19 protein-coding genes and 1 tRNA gene are annotated in these 18,989 nt (G+C 69.2%); 14 read left to right on the forward strand and 6 right to left on the reverse strand.

Annotated features, from left to right (window positions below; all coding sequences use genetic code 11):
- Nucleotides 1-59: 59 nt before the first annotated feature.
- The 4 genes from MFF22_RS11015 to MFF22_RS11030 form a co-directional block, all read right to left on the reverse strand.
- Nucleotides 60-752: a uroporphyrinogen-III synthase gene (locus MFF22_RS11015; protein ID WP_238249013.1), complete on the reverse strand. Its 693-nt coding sequence runs from the start codon at nt 750-752 to the stop codon at nt 60-62.
- 5 nt (nt 753-757) lie between these two features.
- Entirely contained in the window at nt 758-1,636 is an 879-nt protein-coding gene (locus MFF22_RS11020; RefSeq protein ID WP_238249014.1) for an aldose 1-epimerase family protein, read from the reverse strand.
- A 123-nt stretch (nt 1,637-1,759) separates the two neighbouring features.
- Nucleotides 1,760-2,068: a hypothetical protein gene (locus tag MFF22_RS11025; RefSeq protein WP_238249015.1), complete on the reverse strand. Its 309-nt coding sequence runs from the start codon at nt 2,066-2,068 to the stop codon at nt 1,760-1,762.
- A 72-nt stretch (nt 2,069-2,140) separates the two neighbouring features.
- Nucleotides 2,141-2,815 (reverse strand): DNA-binding protein, encoded by a 675-nt coding sequence (locus MFF22_RS11030; RefSeq protein ID WP_238249016.1) that lies wholly within the window; start codon nt 2,813-2,815, stop codon nt 2,141-2,143.
- A 193-nt stretch (nt 2,816-3,008) separates the two neighbouring features.
- Here MFF22_RS11030 and MFF22_RS11035 point away from each other — a divergent pair, with 193 nt between their 5' ends.
- Together MFF22_RS11035 and MFF22_RS11040 are read left to right on the forward strand one after the other, a co-directional pair.
- Entirely contained in the window at nt 3,009-3,674 is a 666-nt protein-coding gene (locus MFF22_RS11035; protein ID WP_238249159.1) for a response regulator, read from the forward strand.
- On the forward strand, nt 3,674-4,987 hold the full coding sequence (locus MFF22_RS11040; RefSeq protein WP_238249017.1) for a sensor histidine kinase: 1,314 nt from the start codon (nt 3,674-3,676) through the stop codon (nt 4,985-4,987). Before MFF22_RS11035 ends, MFF22_RS11040 begins: the two co-directional genes overlap by 1 nt.
- A gap of 195 nt (nt 4,988-5,182) precedes the next feature.
- On the opposite strand, the gene MFF22_RS11045 is transcribed toward MFF22_RS11040, so the two are convergent.
- Both MFF22_RS11045 and MFF22_RS11050 read right to left on the reverse strand, forming a co-directional pair.
- Complete coding sequence (locus tag MFF22_RS11045) at nt 5,183-5,923, reverse strand: sigma-70 family RNA polymerase sigma factor (protein WP_238249018.1); 741 nt, start codon at nt 5,921-5,923, stop codon at nt 5,183-5,185.
- A gap of 202 nt (nt 5,924-6,125) precedes the next feature.
- Nucleotides 6,126-6,202 (reverse strand) — tRNA-Asp (locus tag MFF22_RS11050).
- A gap of 393 nt (nt 6,203-6,595) precedes the next feature.
- Between MFF22_RS11050 and MFF22_RS11055 the strand changes: the two genes are divergently transcribed.
- The 12 genes from MFF22_RS11055 (at nt 6,596) to nuoL (ending at nt 18,970) form a co-directional block, all read left to right on the forward strand.
- Nucleotides 6,596-6,961, forward strand: a complete 366-nt coding sequence (locus MFF22_RS11055) for an NADH-quinone oxidoreductase subunit A (protein WP_238249019.1) — start codon at nt 6,596-6,598, stop codon at nt 6,959-6,961.
- A gap of 42 nt (nt 6,962-7,003) precedes the next feature.
- Nucleotides 7,004-7,594, forward strand: coding sequence for a NuoB/complex I 20 kDa subunit family protein (locus tag MFF22_RS11060; RefSeq protein WP_238249020.1), 591 nt, complete (start codon nt 7,004-7,006; stop codon nt 7,592-7,594).
- Between the two features lies 1 nt (nt 7,595).
- Nucleotides 7,596-8,243 carry an NADH-quinone oxidoreductase subunit C gene (locus MFF22_RS11065; RefSeq protein ID WP_238249021.1) on the forward strand — a complete coding sequence of 216 codons (648 nt, stop codon included), beginning with the start codon at nt 7,596-7,598 and terminating at the stop codon, nt 8,241-8,243.
- A gap of 15 nt (nt 8,244-8,258) precedes the next feature.
- Nucleotides 8,259-9,449, forward strand: a complete 1,191-nt coding sequence (locus MFF22_RS11070; RefSeq protein WP_238249022.1) for an NADH-quinone oxidoreductase subunit D — start codon at nt 8,259-8,261, stop codon at nt 9,447-9,449.
- 13 nt (nt 9,450-9,462) lie between these two features.
- On the forward strand, nt 9,463-10,572 hold the full coding sequence (nuoE, locus tag MFF22_RS11075; protein WP_238249023.1) for an NADH-quinone oxidoreductase subunit NuoE: 1,110 nt from the start codon (nt 9,463-9,465) through the stop codon (nt 10,570-10,572).
- A gap of 9 nt (nt 10,573-10,581) precedes the next feature.
- A complete protein-coding gene (gene nuoF / locus MFF22_RS11080; RefSeq protein WP_238249024.1) occupies nt 10,582-11,883 on the forward strand; it encodes an NADH-quinone oxidoreductase subunit NuoF in 1,302 nt (433 codons plus the stop codon).
- A 190-nt stretch (nt 11,884-12,073) separates the two neighbouring features.
- Nucleotides 12,074-14,155, forward strand: coding sequence for an NADH-quinone oxidoreductase subunit NuoG (nuoG, locus tag MFF22_RS11085; RefSeq protein ID WP_238249025.1), 2,082 nt, complete (start codon nt 12,074-12,076; stop codon nt 14,153-14,155).
- A 9-nt stretch (nt 14,156-14,164) separates the two neighbouring features.
- Nucleotides 14,165-15,187 (forward strand): NADH-quinone oxidoreductase subunit NuoH, encoded by a 1,023-nt coding sequence (gene nuoH, locus MFF22_RS11090; RefSeq protein WP_238249026.1) that lies wholly within the window; start codon nt 14,165-14,167, stop codon nt 15,185-15,187.
- 40 nt (nt 15,188-15,227) lie between these two features.
- Entirely contained in the window at nt 15,228-15,716 is a 489-nt protein-coding gene (gene nuoI, locus MFF22_RS11095; protein ID WP_238249027.1) for an NADH-quinone oxidoreductase subunit NuoI, read from the forward strand.
- Between the two features lie 142 nt (nt 15,717-15,858).
- On the forward strand, nt 15,859-16,479 hold the full coding sequence (locus MFF22_RS11100) for an NADH-quinone oxidoreductase subunit J (protein WP_238249028.1): 621 nt from the start codon (nt 15,859-15,861) through the stop codon (nt 16,477-16,479).
- A 22-nt stretch (nt 16,480-16,501) separates the two neighbouring features.
- Complete coding sequence (gene nuoK / locus MFF22_RS11105) at nt 16,502-16,807, forward strand: NADH-quinone oxidoreductase subunit NuoK (protein ID WP_010686008.1); 306 nt, start codon at nt 16,502-16,504, stop codon at nt 16,805-16,807.
- 60 nt (nt 16,808-16,867) lie between these two features.
- Entirely contained in the window at nt 16,868-18,970 is a 2,103-nt protein-coding gene (gene nuoL, locus MFF22_RS11110; protein ID WP_238249029.1) for an NADH-quinone oxidoreductase subunit L, read from the forward strand.
- Nucleotides 18,971-18,989: the final 19 nt, after the last annotated feature.

An 18,989-nucleotide genomic window follows, 5' to 3' on the forward strand; every position in this document is an offset into this window, starting at 1 on the left:
CCTACCACCCCGCCGCCGGTTCCGGCGATGGAGGCCAGATGCGTTTGGCGGGCCGCCGCTCATCGGGCAAGCCCATCGAGCAACACGGTCTCGCGCGGGCACGCCGCGACGAAATGGACCGGGATGCCCGCCTCTTCCAGGGCCCGCGCGACATCCGCGGACAGGCAGTAATGATTAAGAGAGCGGAAAGCTCCCCCCCGTCCCGCCGCCTCGCAGAGGGACACCGCTGTTTCGGCGCTCCGCCGGGAATAATGGAGGGAGGCGTCGAGGCCGTTCCTGCCGAGGGCAGCAGCGACCGCGTCCGGCAGCGTTCCGACCGGTTCGGCCCGGTAGGCGACATGGGTGACGAGGCGGAAGCCTGCCACACGCAGGGAGGCGGCGGGCTCGGCCTTGCGCTCGGTGCCCGCGGCATGGAGCAGGCACGCCCCCGGCCGCAGGTGCCGCATGACGAGGGCGGCGAGACCCGCGCCGTCGCCCGGCCCCTCCACCACGGGACCGAATCCGGCGCGGGCGGCCTTCTCCGCCGTGCGCGCCCCCACGGCGAAGACCGGCACCCCGGCGAGATCTGCCCCCAGGGCCGGCACCGCGTGGGCGCTGGTGAGGAGGATTCCGTCGAAGGGCCCCTGCGGAACCGGTCCATCCACGGGGCAGACCACCAGGACCGGGGCGACGAGGGGCTCATGGCCGAGTCCCGCCAGGGCCGCGCCCGTGCGCGAGGCCCCCGGTTCCGGCCGCGCCACCCAGACGCGCACGCGCCTCAGCCTTCCAGGCTCAGGCGCACCCCGTGGTGCGCCTGCGCGCCGGGGGCGAGGAGGCGCTGCGAATCGCGGTCCGCCAGCTCGCCGTCGAACCTGGCCCAGTCGGCATGGCCGGTCCAGCATTCGAGGGAGAGGAACGGTGCGGTGGGCTTGGTCCAGACGGCGAGGTGGGGGAAATCCTCCGCCTCCATGCGGATCGCCGTCCCGCCCGGACCGGTGAAACGCATCACCCGGCTCCGGGCGTTCCGAAGCACGAAGGCCTCGGTGAAGATCGCCGGATCGAGGGGGAGGGTGGCCCCGTCGAAGGGCACCGGCTGCTCGTCGCGCAGAAGAAGGCCGCCCTCGCCGACCTTTGGGGCGAAGGGCCGCTCGGCCTCTTCGAACGCCACCGCGTAGCCGCCGCCCTTGGCCCGCTCGCCGCCGGCGAAGGGCCACGGGAAGGCCGGGTGGAAGCCGAGCGCGTAGGGCAGGGGCGTCTCGCCGGGATTGGCCACCGTCACCGTGAAATCGAGCCCCGCCGGGCGCAGCCGGGCCGCCACGTCGAGGCGGAAGGCGAAGGGGTAATGCTCCCGGGTCCGGGGGCTGTCTGTGAGGCGCAAGAGCACCGCGTCGGCGCTGCGCTCGACCACCGCGAAGGGAAGGTCGCGGGCGAAGCCGTGCTGCCCCATCGGGTAGCGGCGACCCTCCACGGTCACCGCGCCGCCGGCCGAGGCGCCGACCACCGGGAAGAGCCAGGGGGCGTGACGATTCCAGTGTGCCGGGTCCCCGCTCCAGAGATAGTCCCGGCCGCCGACCCGCCAGGAGACGGGCTCCGCCCCGTGGGCCGAGAGGGACGCGGTGCTCCTGTCCCGCGCGATGAGGTCGATCCGCTCAGCCACGGCCTGCTCCCGGTCCTGCCACGCCTCCGAGTTAACGGACGCACCGGAGGGCGCAAGGCCCCCGGCCCGTCCGCGCCGTTCCCTTTCCCCCGCGGGGGAAGGGGAGGGCGCGGGGCGTTACGCTCAATCGACCTTCTTCAACGAGCCGAGATCGACCTCGCCGTTCTGGCTGGTGAAGGTGAGGGACTTGGATCCGCCGTCGGCCTGCGAGACGCCGCCGATGCGGTGGTCGCCGCTGTCGTAGGTCTCGACCCGTCCGTTCGTCTCGATGAGCAGCCGGTGCTTGTCCGGGAAGAAGGCGTACTTCATCCCGTTCTGCGCACCGCTGGTGGCAGGGGATCCGAGATCCTCAGGCCACCAGGGCTTCGTGCCTTCCATGGGCTTCATCGGCTCCATGGGCTTCATGGGTTCCATCGGCTTCATCGGTTCCATATCGCGTCCTCCGCCCCGTTCCTGAATGCGGAGGACGCGCCGGATCGCGATCGGTTGCATGCCGGCGCCCGTTCAGGGCGTCGGCCGCTCCCGGACCTGCCCGTCGAAGCCGACATGGAGCTGGTGATCCTGGCCGTTCCGGTCCCTGGCGGCCACCTCGAGATGGCGCGGCCCGCGTCCGGTGATCCGGACGTCGCCGTAGCCCGCCGCCTGCACCGCCGCCGTCAGGGCGGGCACGTCGGGGGCCGGGGCGAGGCCGACCCGGTCCTTCGCCCAGTCGAGGCTGCCGAAGGGCGGCCCACCCGCCGGTCCGAGCACCTCCTGCCGTCCGTCGCCGTGGGTCAGAAGCCGGGCGTGGAGGAACCCGTCCGCGAACCGGCCCTGGACCGTGACGCCCTCGCCCTTGGCGACGAGCTTGCCCCCTTCGCCCGCCGGGCCGGTCTCCACCAGGGCCCGCCCCGTTGGATCCTGCACCACGAACTTGTTGCCGAACAACTCGGCCACCTCGCCCTTGATCGCCGTGGCGCCCGACGGAGCAAGCGCCTGGATCGCCACCGGCGCGACGGGGGTCAGGGTCAAGGCGTTGGTCTTGGCCAGGGACAGCCCCACCGCCCCGAAGGCCAGGGGAAGAGCCAGCGCCCCGATCACCCAGGTCCGCCGGGGGATGCGGCCGGATCGGGCGTCCGGCGCCCGGACCTCCGTCGCCGTGCCGTCGATCGTCTTGGTCTCGTTGTGTGTCTCGCTCATGGCCGTCGCTTTCCGTTCCGGACCCGCTCGGTCCGTGGCGACAGGTCTTAGGGAGGGGGCGGCGACGGGAACTGAACCCGGCGGTTCAGCCCCGGTTAAACGGCCTGACCTACCCGGATCACGGCGAAACTCCGCCGCTCTTGCGAGCGGGAGCGGCCTTGGATGGGTGATGGGCCGTGCGAGGGAGACGGGCGTGAAGATCCTGCTGGTCGAGGACGATGCGGCATTGGCGGCGGAGATCGACCGCGCCTTGCGCGCGGAGAACTTCGTCCTCGACCGGGCGGCGACGGGCGAGGATGCCCGCCATCTCGGCGAGACGGAGGGCTACGATGCCTGCATCCTCGATCTCGGCCTGCCGCGCGGCGACGGCGTCTCCGTCCTGAATGCGTGGCGGGCGGCGGGACAGACCCTGCCGGTGCTGGTGCTCACCGCCCGGGACGGGTGGAGCGACAAGGTCGCCGCCTTCAAGGCGGGCGCCGACGACTACCTCGTCAAGCCGGTGCGGGTGGAGGAGCTGGTCATCCGCCTTCGCGCCCTCGTGCGTCGGACGCAGGGGCACGGGGCGAGTCGGATCGCCTGCGGGCCCCTCAGCTTCGATCCCGGCCTCGGCGCCTTCGAGCGCGATGGGCTGCCCCTCCGCCTCACCGGCCTCGAATGGCGCGTCCTGTCCTGCCTGATGCTGAACCGGGATTCGGTGGTGCCGCGCAGCTACCTCATCGAACGCGTCTACGACGGCGACGCCGAGGTCGACTCGAACTCCGTGGAGGTGATCGTCGCCCGGCTGCGCAAGAAGATCGCCCCGGCCAGGATCGAGGGCGTGCGCGGCCACGGCTACCGCCTTACGGCAGACCCCGCCTGATGCGCTCCCTCCGCGCCCGGCTCGTGGCCGCCGCCCTCGGCCTAGTGGCCATCGCGCTGGTGATCGCCGGCCTCGCCGTGGGCGTGATCCTGACCCGGTTCGTGCGCGGCCAGGTCGACGAGCGGCTGGACGCGCAGATCACGGCGCTCCGGGCCGGCCTCGAGGCCGGTATCCTGGCCGCCCATCCCGAACGCTTCGAGGGGCCGCCCTTCGACCGCCCGGGCCGCTGGGTCTGGGAGGTCCGCCGTGGCGACGACATCGTCCGGTCGGACTCCCTCGACGGGCACCCGATCGCCCTCGGCCGGACAGGACCGGAGGAACCGGGCGACCGCCCCCTCCCGGCCGAGGGACGCGGCCCCGGCGGCGGCGACCTCGTCCTGCGCGTGCTCACCCTGCGGGGCGCGCAGCCCGCGACGATCCTCGCCGGCGCCCCCCAGGGGGCGATCTACGGCCCCCTCCGGGATGTGATGGCGAGCCTCGCCCTGGCGCTCGGCCTGCTCGGCCTGTTCCTCGCCGCCGGGGCGGTGGCGCAGGTGCGCCTCGGCCTCGCCCCTCTCGCACGCCTGCGCGAGGGCCTCGCCGCCGTCCGCGCGGGACGGCAGGCGCGGATACCCGCCGACCAGCCGGAGGAAGTGGGCCCCCTCGTCGCCGAAATGAACGCCCTGCTCGATCAGAACGACCGGAACCTGGAGCGGGCCAGGGGCCATGTCGCCAACCTCGCCCACGGCCTCAAGACACCGCTCGCGACCCTGGCCATGGCGCTGCGCGACCCCGCCCGGGACCCGGACGGCCGGCTCGCGGCGCAGGTGACCGATCTGGACCGGCGGGTCCGCCACCACCTCCGCCGGGCCCGCGCGGCCGCCCTGGAGGGTCCGGCCCGGGTCCGCACCCCGCTCCTCCCCCGGATCGCCGACCTGCGGGAGGTGCTGCTGCGGATTCACGCCGACAGGCGGCCGGCCATCGCCCTCGCCGTGCCGGAGGAGGCCTCGGTCGCCTGCGAGGGCCAGGATCTCGACGAGATGCTCGGCAACCTCCTCGACAATGCCTGCCGCTGGTGCGCGGGCACGGTGCGGGTCGCCGCGGAGCGGTCCGGCGGTCAGGTGGAGATCCGCATCGAGGATGACGGTCCGGGCCTCGCGCCGGAGGCGGCCTCGGCGATGCAGGAGCGGGGCCGGCGCCTCGACGAGGGCGTCCCCGGTGACGGCTTCGGCCTCCCGATCACCCTGGAGCTCGCCGAACTCTACGGTGGCACGCTCAGCCTCGGCCGCTCGTCCCTCGGCGGCCTGTGCGCCACCCTGCGCCTGCCGGGGTAGGGGGGTCCCGCACGCGGCGCCGAACGGTCCCCGACGGGATGGCCCCGTCATACCCACCCTCGCCCTCATCCTGAGGTGCCGTCGCGAGGCCACGGCCCCGAAGGAGGCCCCCCACCAGCCGCGCGATCCCTGGATGCCTCCTTCGAGGCCGCGTCGCGGCGCCTCAGGATGAGGGCGAGGGTGGGAACGGATCGCTCACACCGACACGTCGCTCACCGTGCCCAGCGCCGAGAGGGTGACGCCGTCGCTGCCGATGTCGGCGCCGCCGTAGCCGAGCATCCGTGCGAGTTGCGCCCGCGCCCGCCAGACCCGGCTCTTGGCAGTGCCGATCTGGCACTCCATCACCGCGGCGGCCTCCTCGTAGCTGAGGTTCTCGATCCCGACGAGGACGAGGGCCTCGCGCATCACCGGAGCAAGGCGGTCGAGGGCGGCGCGGACATCCTGAAGGTCGAGGTGGCCGCCCTGCTCCGGGGCGGCGGCGAGGCGGCCGGCATAATCGCCGTCGGTGTCCGGCACTTCGCGGGTCTGCCGGCGGTGCCGGCTGTAGAAGACGTTGCGCAGGATGGTGAAGAGCCACGCTTCCAGGTTCGTGCCCGGCTCGAAGCCGCCGCGCCCGCGCCATGCCCGCAGGAGCGCGTCCTGCACGAGGTCGTCGGCCGCCGCGGGCTCCCGGGCGAGGGAAAGTGCGAACCGGCGCAGGGCCGGGACGCTGGCGAGGAGCCCCGTGCGGAACGCGGCCTCGTGCGAGGCCGCCAAGCCGCCGGCCCGGTCCAGCGCCTTCTCGAGGCGCGTGAGCAGGTCCGCGAAGCGATCAGGCTCGCAGGGCGCCGCTTCCTCATAGGCAGAGCGCATGAGGGCGCCGAGGTGCCGGCGCACGGAATCGGGAAGGGCGGGTCCAGCCTCGCCGTCGAGAAGCGACTCGTAAGGCTCAGTCATCAGGTCCGTTGGCAGGCAGCGCGAGCGAAAAGCTCGCATCTGAGCCCGCACTGTCGCCCCTAACGGAAATCACCGCCTCAACATGCGTTAACTGGTGAATGCATACCAGCCACAACCGTCGCCGGGGGTACGGCACCACTGGAATACGCCGCGATGAGCACGGGCGCTGAAAGGCTTAGTAATACGGAATGAAGGGAGACGATGGCGCGGGCGACGGGGCTCGAACCCGCGACCTCCGGCGTGACAGGCCGGCACTCTAACCAACTGAGCTACGCCCGCGCGGGCGGCCGCTGCTGAGCACCGCAGTGCTGCGCGACGAGGCGGGGTTTATGGGGGGGGAGCCCCCCTGTCAAGCGCGAGTCGTGCGGGAAATTCCCGTCCCGGCTGCGAACTGCTCGAACCGGGTGACGGAGAAGAATCCCTTCCGCCACCGGCGTCGCCTTGCCGCGTGTGCGGATCTGCCGTGTTGGTCCGGGGCGGCGCTCCCCCATCTTCATGGTCGGGACGCGCTTCATGCGCAGGACGCGGTTTGTGCGACGCGCAACGCCCATTGTCATGGGACGGCGCCTCGACTAAGCCACGCCCGAACGCATCCTGGCATAAGAACAATTCCACCGGGGGAGCCGGTCCGGCCTCGCGCCGCCTGCGTCCCTCGTCTCGCGAGGCTCGGGCATGACCGGACTGCTGGCGGATTACCTGCCGCTCATCGTGTTCATTGGGGTGGCGCTCTTCATCGCCGCCGCCCTGCTGGTGGTTCCTTTTCTGGTCGCCTTCAAGGCGCCGGATCCGGAAAAGCTTTCGGCCTACGAATGCGGCTTCAATGCGTTCGACGACGCGCGCATGAAGTTCGACGTGCGCTTCTATCTCGTCGCCATCCTGTTCATCATCTTCGATCTGGAAGTCGCCTTCCTGTTCCCCTGGGCGATCACCTTCGGGGAGCTCGGCTGGTACGGGTTCTGGTCGATGATGGTCTTCCTCGGCGTGCTGACCGTCGGCTTCGTCTACGAGTGGCGCAAGGGCGCCCTCGAGTGGGATTAAGCACCGCGATCCGCCGAGACCGTTGAGATTCCGAGGCGCTGAATGGCCCTGATCACCGAGACCTCACCCCGGACCCCGGCCATCGCGCCGCAGCCCAAGGGGATCATCGACCCGAATACCGGCCGGCCGATCGGCGCGGACGACTCGACCTTCCTGTCGATCAGCGACGAGCTGGCCGACCGGGGCTTCCTGCTCACCAGCGCCGACGAGCTCATCAACTGGGCCCGTACCGGATCGCTGATGTGGATGACCTTCGGGCTCGCCTGCTGCGCGGTCGAGATGATGCAGATGTCGATGCCGCGCTACGATTGCGAGCGGTTCGGCTTCGCCCCGCGCGCCTCGCCGCGGCAGTCCGACGTTATGATCGTGGCCGGCACGCTCACCAACAAGATGGCCCCGGCGCTCCGCAAGGTCTACGACCAGATGCCGGAGCCCCGCTACGTCATCTCGATGGGTTCCTGCGCCAACGGCGGCGGCTACTACCATTATTCGTATTCGGTGGTGCGCGGCTGCGACCGGGTGGTGCCGGTGGACATCTACGTTCCCGGTTGCCCGCCCACCGCCGAGGCGCTGCTCTACGGGGTGCTTCTCCTGCAGAAGAAGATCCGTCGCATCGGGACGATCGAGCGCTGACATGACCAACGGCATCTCGATCCTCACCCACACCCGGCCGGAGGGCGGCGAAACTGCCCTCACGACCCTGGCCGAGCGGATCGCCGGGGCCCTCGGGCCGGCGGTGGTGGCCCACACCATCGCCTTCGGCGAGCTGACCCTGGTCGTGCAGGCGTCCGACATCGTCTACGCGCTGACCTACCTGCGCGATGACCCGGCCTGCGGCTTCCGCTGCTTCATCGACCTGTGCGGGGCGGACTACCCCCAGCGGGAAAAGCGGTTCGACGTCGTCTACCACCTGCTGTCCCTGCGCCATAACGCCCGGATCCGGGTGAAGGTGCAGACGGACGAGGTGACCCCGGTCCCCTCGATCATCGAGGTCTTCCCCGCCGCCAACTGGTACGAGCGCGAGACCTACGACCTCTACGGGATCCTGTTCTCGGGCCACCCGGACCTGCGCCGGCTGCTCACCGATTACGGGTTCGAGGGTCACCCCCTGCGCAAGGACTTTCCGCTCACCGGCTTCGTCGAGGTCCGCTACGACCAGGACGAGGGCCGCGTCGTCTACGAGCCGGTCCAGCTGACGCAGGAATTCCGGAACTTCGACTTCCTCTCGCCGTGGGAGGGCACCGATTACGTGCTCCCGGGCGATGAGAAGAAGTCGGCCTGAGGCGCGGAGGTCGTCGTGACTGAACACAACATCCGCAACTTCGCCATCAACTTCGGCCCGCAACATCCTGCGGCGCACGGGGTTCTCCGGCTGGTTCTCGAGCTCGACGGCGAAGTCGTGGAGCGCGTCGATCCGCATATCGGCCTGCTCCACCGGGGCACCGAGAAGCTGATCGAGCACAAGACCTACGTCCAGGCGACGCCCTATTTCGACCGGCTCGACTACGTGTCGCCGATGAACCAGGAGCACGCCTTCTGCCTCGCGATCGAGAAGCTCGCGGGCATCGAGGTGCCGCGCCGGGCGCAGCTGATCCGCGTGCTGTTCTGCGAGATCGGCCGGCTGCTGTCGCATCTCCTCAACGTCACGACGCAGGCGATGGACGTCGGCGCCCTCACGCCCCCGCTCTGGGGCTTCGAGGAGCGCGAGAAGCTGATGATCTTCTACGAGCGGGCCTCCGGCGCCCGGCTCCACGCCAACTACTTCCGGCCCGGCGGCGTCCACCAGGACCTGCCGCCGAAGCTGATCGAGGACATCGACGCCTTCTGCGACCCGTTCCTGCAGGTGGTGGACGACCTCGATGCGCTCGTGATGGAGAGCCGCATCTTCAAGCAGCGCAACGTCGACATCGGCATCGTCTCCGTCGACGAATGCATGGCCTGGGGCTTCTCGGGCGTGATGGTGCGCGGCTCCGGCATCCCGTGGGACCTGCGCAAGAGCCAGCCCTACGAGTGCTACGAGGAGATGGATTTCGACATCCCCGTGGGCAAGAACGGCGACACCTATGACCGGCAGGTGATCCGCATGGAAGAGATGCGGGAATCGGCGCGTATCATGAAGCAGTGCTGCGCCAAGCTGCGCGAGCCCGCCGGCCAGGGGCCGATCGCCTCCATGGACGGCAAGTTCGCGCCGCCGCCGCGCCGGGAGATGAAGCGCTCGATGGAAGCGCTTATCCACCACTTCAAGCTCTACACCGAGGGCTTCCACGTCCCCGAGGGGGAGGTCTACGCCGCGGTCGAGGCGCCCAAGGGCGAGTTCGGCGTGTATCTCGTGTCGGACGGCACCAACAAGCCGTACCGCTGCAAGATCCGCGCTCCGGGCTTCGCTCACCTGCAGGCGATGGATTGGATGTGCCGCGGGCACCTTCTGGCCGACGTGTCCTGCGTGCTCGGCACGCTCGACATCGTGTTCGGCGAAGTGGACCGCTGAGGGCTGAACCACGATGGCAAACCGCAGACTGGCCCCGGCTTCCGAGCAGCCCCAGGACTTCGCCTTCACGCCCGAGAACGCGGAATGGGCGAAGCACCAGATCGCCAAGTACCCGGAGGGCCGGCAGGCCTCCGCCGTGATCCCGCTCTTGTGGAAGGCGCAGGAGCAGCATGGCGGATGGCTGCCGCAGAAGGCGATCGAGGCGGTGGCGGCCGAACTCGGCATGCCGAAGATCCGCGTGCTCGAAGTCGCGACCTTCTACACGATGTTCGCCCTGGAGCCGGTGGGCCGGTTCTGGATCCAGCTCTGCGGCACGGTGCCGTGCGATTCGTGTGGCGCCCGCGAGTTGAAGGGCATGCTCGAAAAGCGCCTCGGCCCGCCCGGCCACGTCTCGGCGGACGGCAACTTCTCGTGGCTCGAGGTCGAGTGCCTCGGCGCCTGCTGCAACGCGCCGATGGTGCAGATCAACCAGGATTATTACGAGGACCTGACCCCCGAATCGCTGTCGCAGCTGATGGACGACCTCGCGGCCGGACGGCCGGTGAAGGTCGGCTCGCAGACCGGGCGCACCTCGTCCGAACCGCAGGGCGGCGCGACGACGCTCACCGACGAGACCCTTTTCGACGGATCCCGTGTCGGCGCGTGGCGCAAACGGTTCGAGCAGGCCAAGGAGGCGGAGGCCGCCGACGCACCGAAGGGTGATGCGCCGAAGGGCGACGCGCCGAAGGCCCCCGTCGCCAAGACCGGCGAGGCCGAGTCGGCGACGCAGCAGGCCGCCACCGCGCCGCGGCCCGCCAAGCCCGATGCCGGCCGTCCCGTCGAGCGGAAGGCCTCCGACGCCCCGGCCCAGCGTGCGGCCGACGGCGAGGAGCCGGTGAAGCCCGAGGACCGGGCCGACGCCGCCGAGCGGGGCCAGTCCATCGCCAAGCATGGCAGCGCCCGCCCAGGCGATGCGGACGCCCTCGATTCCCCGGCCAAGCGCATAGCGGAGGGTGAGCCCGCCGCCGGCGAGGAGGGCCGCCAGGAATTGCCGGGACGCGACATCCCCCCGCCGCCGCCGGAGGCATCCGGCGCCAGCGAGGCGGTGGAGGAGAAGCTCGCCTCCGACGATGAGAAGAAGTGAGGGCCTGACATGCTCGCCGATCAGGATCGCATCTTCACCAACCTCTACGGCCTGCACTCGCCGGGGCTCGACGCCGCGAAGAAGCGCGGCGCCTGGGACGGAACCAAGTTCCTCCTGGAGCAGGGCCGCGACTGGATCATCGAAGAGATGAAGGCCTCAGGCCTGCGCGGCCGCGGCGGCGCCGGCTTCCCGACCGGCCTGAAATGGTCGTTCATGCCGAAGAAGTCGGATGGGCGGCCGCATTACCTCGTGGTCAACGCCGACGAATCGGAGCCCGGCACCTGCAAGGACCGGGAGATTATGCGGCACGATCCGCATCTCCTGATCGAAGGCTGCATGCTGGCCTGCTTCGCCATGGGCGCGCATGCCTGCTACGTCTACATCCGCGGCGAGTACGTCGCCGAGAAGCACGCCCTGCAGAAGGCGGTGGACGAGGCCTACGAAGCCCGCCTTGTCGGCCAGTCGAACGTCCACGACTACCCGTTCGACATCTACGTCCACCACGGCGCGGGCGCGTATATCTGCGGCGAGGAGACGGCTCTCATCGAGAGCCTTGAGGGCAAGAAGGGGATGCCGCGGCTGAAGCCGCCGTTCCCGGCCAATATGGGCCTTTACGGCTGCCCCACGACGGTGAACAACGTCGAATCGATTGCCGTGGCGGGCACGATCCTGCGCCGGGGCGCGGCGTGGTTCGCTGGGCTCGGCGGTAAGAACAACACCGGCACGAAGCTCTTCTGCGTCTCGGGGCACGTCAACAAGCCGTGCAACGTCGAGGAAGAGCTCGGCATCACCTTCCGCGAGTTGATCGACCGCTATTGCGGCGGCATGCGCGGCGGGTGGGACAACCTCTTGTGCTCCATCCCCGGCGGATCGTCGGTTCCCCTGGTGCCGGCGGAGCAGATCATCGACGCCAAGATGGATTTCGACACCCTGCGCAACCTCGGCTCGGGCCTGGGCACCGCGGCGGTGATCGTGCTCGACAAGTCCACCGACATCGTCGGCGCCATTGCCCGCATCTCGTACTTCTACAAGCACGAGTCCTGCGGCCAGTGCACGCCCTGCCGCGAGGGCACGGGCTGGATGTGGCGGGTGCTGACGCGCATGGCCGAAGGCAGGGCGCAGAAGCGCGAGATCGACATGCTGTTCGAGGTCACGAAGCAGATCGAGGGTCACACGATCTGCGCGCTCGGCGACGCGGCGGCCTGGCCGATCCAGGGCCTGATCCGCCACTTCCGCCCGGAGATCGAGAAGCGGATCGACCGCTACTCGGCCAACCCCCATTCCGATCCGGTGCCGATGGCAGCGGAGTGATGATGATGCGTGTCTCCAGCCCCCAGCCTCATCCTGAGGTGCCCGCGTCAGCGGGCCTCGAAGGAGACCTCCAGGGGTCGCGCGGCCGGCTGGAGCGCTCCTCCGAGGCTCGGCGCTGCCTCGCACCTCAGGATGAGGTCGCGGGTGGGACCGGGGCTCGCGCGTTCGTGCCAGATTTCGAGACGTTCCGATGACCAAAATCCTCGTCGACGGCACCGAGGTCGATGTCCCGGCCGATTACACGCTGCTCCAGGCATGCGAGATCGCGGGGGCCGAGATCCCGCGCTTCTGCTTCCACGAGCGCCTGTCCATCGCCGGCAATTGCCGCATGTGCCTCGTGGAGCTGAAGGGCGCCCCGAAGCCGGTGGCCTCCTGCGCCTACGCGGTGAAGGATTGCAGGCCCGGCCCGAACGGCGAGCCGCCGGAGGTGCTGACGCGCTCCGGCCTCACCAAGAAGGCCCGCGAGGGGGTGATGGAGTTCCTCCTCATCAACCACCCCCTCGATTGCCCGATCTGCGACCAGGGCGGCCATTGCGACCTGCAGGATCAGGCGATGGCCTATGGCGTCGACTCGACCCGCTATCAGGAGAACAAGCGGGCGGTCGAGGAGAAGCATATCGGCCCGCTGGTGCGGACGGCGATGAACCGCTGCATCCACTGCACCCGCTGCGTGCGCTTCCTGGCGGAGGTGGCCGGCGTGCCGGACCTCGGCGCCATCGGCCGCGGCGAGGACATGGAAATTACCAGCTACCTCGAACAGTCGATGGCCTCGGAGCATCAGGGCAACGTCGCCGATCTTTGCCCGGTGGGCGCGCTGGTTCACAAGCCGCAGAGCTACAACGTCCGCCCCTGGGAGCTGTCCAAGACCGAATCGGTCGACGTGATGGACGCCGTGGGCTCGGCGATCCGGGTCGACACCCGTGGCCGCGAGGTCATGCAGATCGAGCCGCGGGTGAACGAGGACATCAACGAGGAGTGGATCTCCGACAAGACCCGCCACGTCGTGGACGGGCTGCGGATGCAGCGCCTCGACCGGCCTTACCTCCGCGAGAACGGCCGCCTTCGCCCGGCCTCCTGGGGCGAGGCGTTCCAGGCCATCGCCGCCAAGGTGAAGGGCGCGGACCCGAAGCGCATCGGCGCCATCGTCGGCGATCTCGCCGCGGTGGAGGAGACCTTCGCCCTCCGTGAGCTGATCAAGAGCCTCGGCTCGGCCAACCTCGATTGCCGCCAGACCGGAGCGGGCCTCGATCCGTCGCTCGGCCGGGCGAGCTACCTGTTCAACCCGACGATTCCCGGCATCGAGGCGGCGGACGCGATCCTGATCGTCGGCGCCAACCCGCGCACCGAAGCGTCGATGCTGAACGTGCGGATCCGCAAGCGGTGGCGGATGGCCCCCCTGTCGGTGGGCGTAATCGGCGAGGCCATCGACCTCACCTATCCGAGCCACAACCTCGGCGCGGGGGCCGAATCGCTGGCGGCGCTGGCCCGGGGCGAGCACAGCTTCCTCGAGACCCTGAAGGCGGCCCAGGCCCCCCTGGTCATCGTCGGCGCAGATGTTGCCCCCGGCGTGCTGGCGGCGGCGGCCAAGCTCGCGCAGGAGATCGGCGCGGTGGCCGATGGCCGTCCGGGCTTCGGCGTGCTGCACCATGCGGCGGGCCAGGTCGGCGCCCTGGATCTCGGCTTCGTGCCGGGGGAGGGCGGCCTGACCTTCGCGCAGATGATCGCCGCGGGCGGGGTGGACGTGCTATTCAACCTCGGCGCCGACGAGTGCGACATCGCCCCCGGCGCCTTCGTGATCTACCAGGGCACTCACGGCGACAGGGGCGCGTCCCGGGCCGACGTGATCCTGCCGGGCGCCGCCTATACCGAGAAGAACGCCACCTACGTGAACCTCGAAGGCCGGGTGCAGGCCGCCAACCGGGCGGGCTTCCCGCCGGGCGACGCCCGGGAGGATTGGGCGATCCTGCGCGCCCTGTCGGACGTGCTCGGCAAGCGCCTGCCCTTCGACTCGCTGATTGCGCTCCGCAAGGCGCTCTACGCGGCCCACCCGCACTTCGCCGGTGTCGATACGGTGGAGGCCGGTGACGTGGCCGGCGCGGTGGCGGCCTTGGCGCAGCGCGGCGGCGAGACCGGAACCGGAGCCTTCGTGTCGCCGGTCGGTGATTTCTACCTGACCAACCCCATCGCCCGCGCCTCGCGGGTGCTGGCCGAATGCTCGCGACTCGCCCGCGAGCGGGCGGCCGAGCCTCAGCCCCTCGCTGCGGCCGAGTAGGAGAGCCCGATGACGCCCCTGGAACTGATCGGGACCGTGCTCCTGATCGCGCTCAAGAGCTTCGTGCTCCTCGCCGCGCTCCTCGTCTTCATCGCCTACGCCCTCCTCGCCGACCGGAAGATCTGGGCGGCGGTGCAGCTGCGCCGGGGGCCGAACGTCGTCGGCCCCTACGGGCTGTTCCAGTCCTTCGCCGACCTTCTGAAGTTCGTGCTGAAGGAGCCGGTGATCCCGGCGGGCGCCAACAAGGCGATCTACCTGCTGGCGCCGCTGGTCTTCGCCATGCTCGCCCTGTCGAGCTGGGCGGTGATGCCGATCGCCGACGGCTGGGCGATCGCCGACATCAATGTCGGCGTGACCTATATCTTCGCGATCTCGTCGCTCGGCGTGTACGGCGTCATCATGGGCGGCTGGGCGTCGAACTCCAAATACGCCTTCCTCGGGGCGCTCCGCTCGGCGGCGCAGATGATCTCCTACGAGGTCTCCCTCGGTTTCGTGATCATCTGCGTGCTGATGTGCGCGGGGTCGCTCAACCTCACCCGGATCGTGACGGCGCAGGATACCAGCCTCGGCCTGTTCGGCTGGTACTGGCTGTGGCTGTTCCCGATGTTCGTGGTGTTCTTCATCTCGGCCCTGGCCGAGACCAACCGCCCGCCCTTCGACCTGCCCGAGGCGGAATCTGAGCTCGTGGCCGGCTATATGGTCGAGTATTCGTCGACCCCGTACCTGCTGTTCATGCTCGGCGAGTACGTCGCCATCATGAGCATGTGCGCACTCGGCACCGTGCTGTTCCTGGGCGGCTGGCTCTCGCCGATCCCGTTCGCGCCCTTCACCTGGGTGCCCGGCGTGATCTGGTTCATCCTGAAGGCGAGCTTCCTGTTCTTCGGGTTCGCGATGGTGAAATCCATCGTGCCGCGCTACCGCTATGACCAGCTGATGCGGCTCGGCTGGAAGGTGTTCCTCCCCCTTTCGCTCGTCTCTGTCGTGGTCGTGGCCTTCGTCCTGAAGATCACCGGCCTGGCGCCCGGCGCGTGACCCCAAGACACGTGCCCCCAAGACACCCGGAGATCATGGCATGAAGCTGGATCAGGTTGCCAAGAGCCTCCTCCTGAAGGAGTTCGTGTCGGGAATGATCCTCGGCATGCGCTATTTCTTCAAGCCGAAGGCGACGATCAACTACCCGTTCGAGATGGGCCATCGCGGGCCGCGCTTCCGGGGCGAGCATGCCCTGCGCCGCTATCCCAACGGCGAGGAGCGGTGCATCGCCTGCAAGCTCTGCGAGGCGATCTGCCCGGCCCAGGCCATCACTATCGAGGCGGGGCCGCGCCGCAACGACGGCACGCGCCGCACCACCCGCTACGACATCGACATGGTGAAGTGCATCTACTGTGGCATGTGCCAGGAGGCCTGCCCGGTGGACGCTATCGTGGAGGGGCCGAACTTCGAGTTCTCGACGGAGACCCGGGAGGAGCTACTCTACGACAAGCAGAAGCTGCTCCTGAACGGCGACCGGTGGGAGCGGGAGATCGCGCGCAACATTGCGATGGACGCGCCCTACCGCTGAGAGGCATGCACGCCGCTCAGCCGCCGCATTGCGGCAAACCCGTTGTGCCGGCTCTGGCTGGGTTCTATAGACGGGCCGCCTGCGGCGGCCTGACGCCACCGAGGCAGAAGGGGCCGCGCGAGCGGCCGGACGCACGAAGCGCATGACCGCAGCAGCCGCCTTCTTCTACCTGTTCGCGAGCCTCGCCGTCGCGTCGGGCTTCATGGTGATTGCCTCCCGCAATCCCGTCGCCTCCGTGCTGTTCCTGATCCTGGCCTTCGTGAACGCCGCCGGGCTCTTCGTGCTGATGGGCGCCGAGTTCCTGGCGATGATCCTCGTGGTGGTCTACGTCGGCGCCGTCGCCGTGCTGTTCCTGTTCGTCGTGATGATGCTCGACGTGGATTTCGCCGAGCTGCGCCAGGGCTTCCAGCAATACCTGCCGATCGGCGCGCTGATCGGCGCGATCTTCCTGATCGAGCTTCTGCTGGTGGTCGGATCGTGGACGATCGATCCGGGCCTCGTGCAGGCGCCGCTCGGCACCGTCGCGAGCGGCGAGAACCTGACGAATGCGCAGGCGCTCGGCCGGGTGATCTACACGGACTATGCGTATTTCTTCCAGATCGCCGGCCTCATCCTCCTCGTGGCGATGATCGGCGCGATCGTGCTGACGCTGCGGGATCGGCCGGGCGTGAAGCGCCAGAACATCGCGGTGCAGAACGCCCGCACCCAGGCCACCGCCGTGGAGACCCGCAAGGTACCTTCGCGCCAGGGCGTGGAAGTCTGATGACCGCCGGAGGCGTGACACGATGATCGGCCTGAGCCACTACCTGACCGTCGCGGCGATCCTGTTCACGCTCGGCGTGCTCGGCATCTTCATCAACCGCAAGAATATCATCGTCATCCTGATGTCGGTCGAGCTGATCCTGCTCTCGGTCAACATCAACCTCGTGGCCTTCTCGACCCAGCTGAATGATATCACCGGACAGGTCTTCGCCCTGTTCGTGCTGACGGTCGCGGCGGCCGAATCGGCCATCGGCCTCGCCATCCTGGTGGTGTTCTTCCGCAACCGCGGATCGATCGCGGTCGAGGACGTGAGCATGATGAAGGGCTAAGCGCCCTTCGTCGTCTCCCAACCCGCCCCGCCCGACGCGAAGACGGACAGCCCTTAACCGATGTACCACGCGATCGTCTTTTTCCCGCTCATCGGCGCCCTCATCGCCGGCCTGTTCGGGCGCTATCTCGGCGCGCGGGCCTGCGAGTACATCACCACGGCGCTCCTCGCCCTGACGGCGCTGATGGCCTGGGTCGTGTTCCTCGAAGGCGGCCCGGAAGTCAGGGTACAGGTGGCCTCGTGGTTCACCGCCGGCGACCTGACGGTGGATTGGGCCTTCCGCATCGACACGCTGACGCGGGTGATGCTGGTGGTCGTGACCTCGGTCTCGACCCTCGTGCACCTCTATTCCATCGGCTACATGGAGGAGGATCCGCACCGGCCGCGCTTCTTCGCGTACCTGTCGCTGTTCACCTTCGCCATGCTGATGCTGGTGACGGCGGACAACCTCGTGCAGATGTTCTTCGGCTGGGAGGGCGTCGGCCTCGCCTCCTACCTGCTGATCGGTTTCTGGTACGAGAAACCGTCGGCCAACGCCGCCGCGATGAAGGCGTTCATCGTCAACCGCGTCGGCGATTTCGGCTTTTCGCTGGGCATCTTCCTCGTCTTCGTGCTGTTCGGCTCGGTGGCCTTCGACGGGATCTTCCCGAAGATCGACTCCGTGAAGGAGATGACCTTCCACTTCCTCGGCCATGACTGGAACGCCCTGACGCTGGCCTGCCTGCTGCTGTTCATGGGCGCCATGGGCAAGTCGGCGCAGTTCCTGCTGCACACGTGGCTGCCGGACGCGATGGAGGGCCCGACTCCGGTCTCGGCGCTGATCCATGCGGCGACGATGGTGACGGCGGGCGTGTTCATGGTCGCCCGGCTCTCGCCCCTGTTCGAGGTGGCACCGGACGCGCTGATCGTCGTGACGGTGATCGGCGGCATCACATCGTTCTTCGCGGCCACGATCGGCCTCGTGCAGAACGACATCAAGCGGGTGATCGCGTATTCGACCTGCTCACAGCTCGGCTACATGTTCGTGGCGCTGGGCGTCGGCGCCTATTCGGCCGGCGTGTTCCACCTGTTCACCCACGCCTTCTTCAAGGCGCTGCTGTTCCTCGGGGCCGGCTCGGTCATCCACGCGATGCACCACGAGCAGGACATGCGGAACATGGGGGCGCTCCGTCGCTACATTCCGTTCACCTGCGCGATGATGGCGATCGGCTCGCTCGCGCTGATCGGGTTCCCCTTCACCGCCGGCTACTACTCGAAGGACGCGATCATCGAGGCGGCCTACGCCTCGACCCGGCCCGGCCACACCCTGGCCTTCCTCTGCACGGTGGTCGCCGCCTTCTTCACCTCGTTCTACTCCTGGCGCCTGTTCTTCATGACCTTCGAGGGTCCGGCCCGCTGGGGTGTCCACGCGGCGCACGACCATCCGGACGCGCCGGCCGCCGCCCATTCGGCGATGGCCCACGAGGCCGACGGCGCGCCGGGCCACACCGAGGGCGCGGCCCACGACGACAAGGGCTCGGATATCGAGCCGGCCCATCACAGCGACGTGGTGGCCGACGACCATCACGGCCACGGGCACGACCTGCACCCGCACGAGAGCCCGCTGGTGATGACGATCCCCCTGGCGGTGCTGGCCTTTGGCGCGCTCTTCGCCGGCCTGATCTTCAAGAACCGCTTCATCGGCGAGGGCATGGACGCCTTCTGGGGCCACGCCCTGGCGCACGGCCCGGACAACCACATCATGCACGAGATCCACGAGGTCCCGGCGCTGGTGTCCCTGTCGCCCTTCATCATGCTGGTGCTGGGCTTCGTCGTCGCCTACTGGATGTACATCCGTCAGCCGAAGCTGCCCGGCGAACTCGCGGCGCAGCAGCCGGGCCTGTACCGGTTCCTGCTCAACAAGTGGTACTTCGACGAGATCTACGACGCGATCTTCGTCCGCCCCGCGAAGAAGTTCGGCCTGTTCCTCTGGAAGGAGGGCGACGGCCGGATCATCGACGGGTTTGGCCCGAACGGCATCGCCGCCCGGGTGGTGGACGTGACCCGCGGGGTGGTCCGCCTGCAGACGGGCTATCTCTACCACTACGCCTTCGTCATGCTCATCGGCGTCGCCGGCCTGATCAGCTGGTACCTGATGGCCGGCTTTCCCAAGGGCGGCCACTGATGCGTCGGCCATCGTTGCG

The sequence above is a fragment of the Methylobacterium persicinum genome, from assembly GCF_022179525.1.
Lineage (GTDB): Bacteria > Pseudomonadota > Alphaproteobacteria > Rhizobiales > Beijerinckiaceae > Methylobacterium > Methylobacterium persicinum.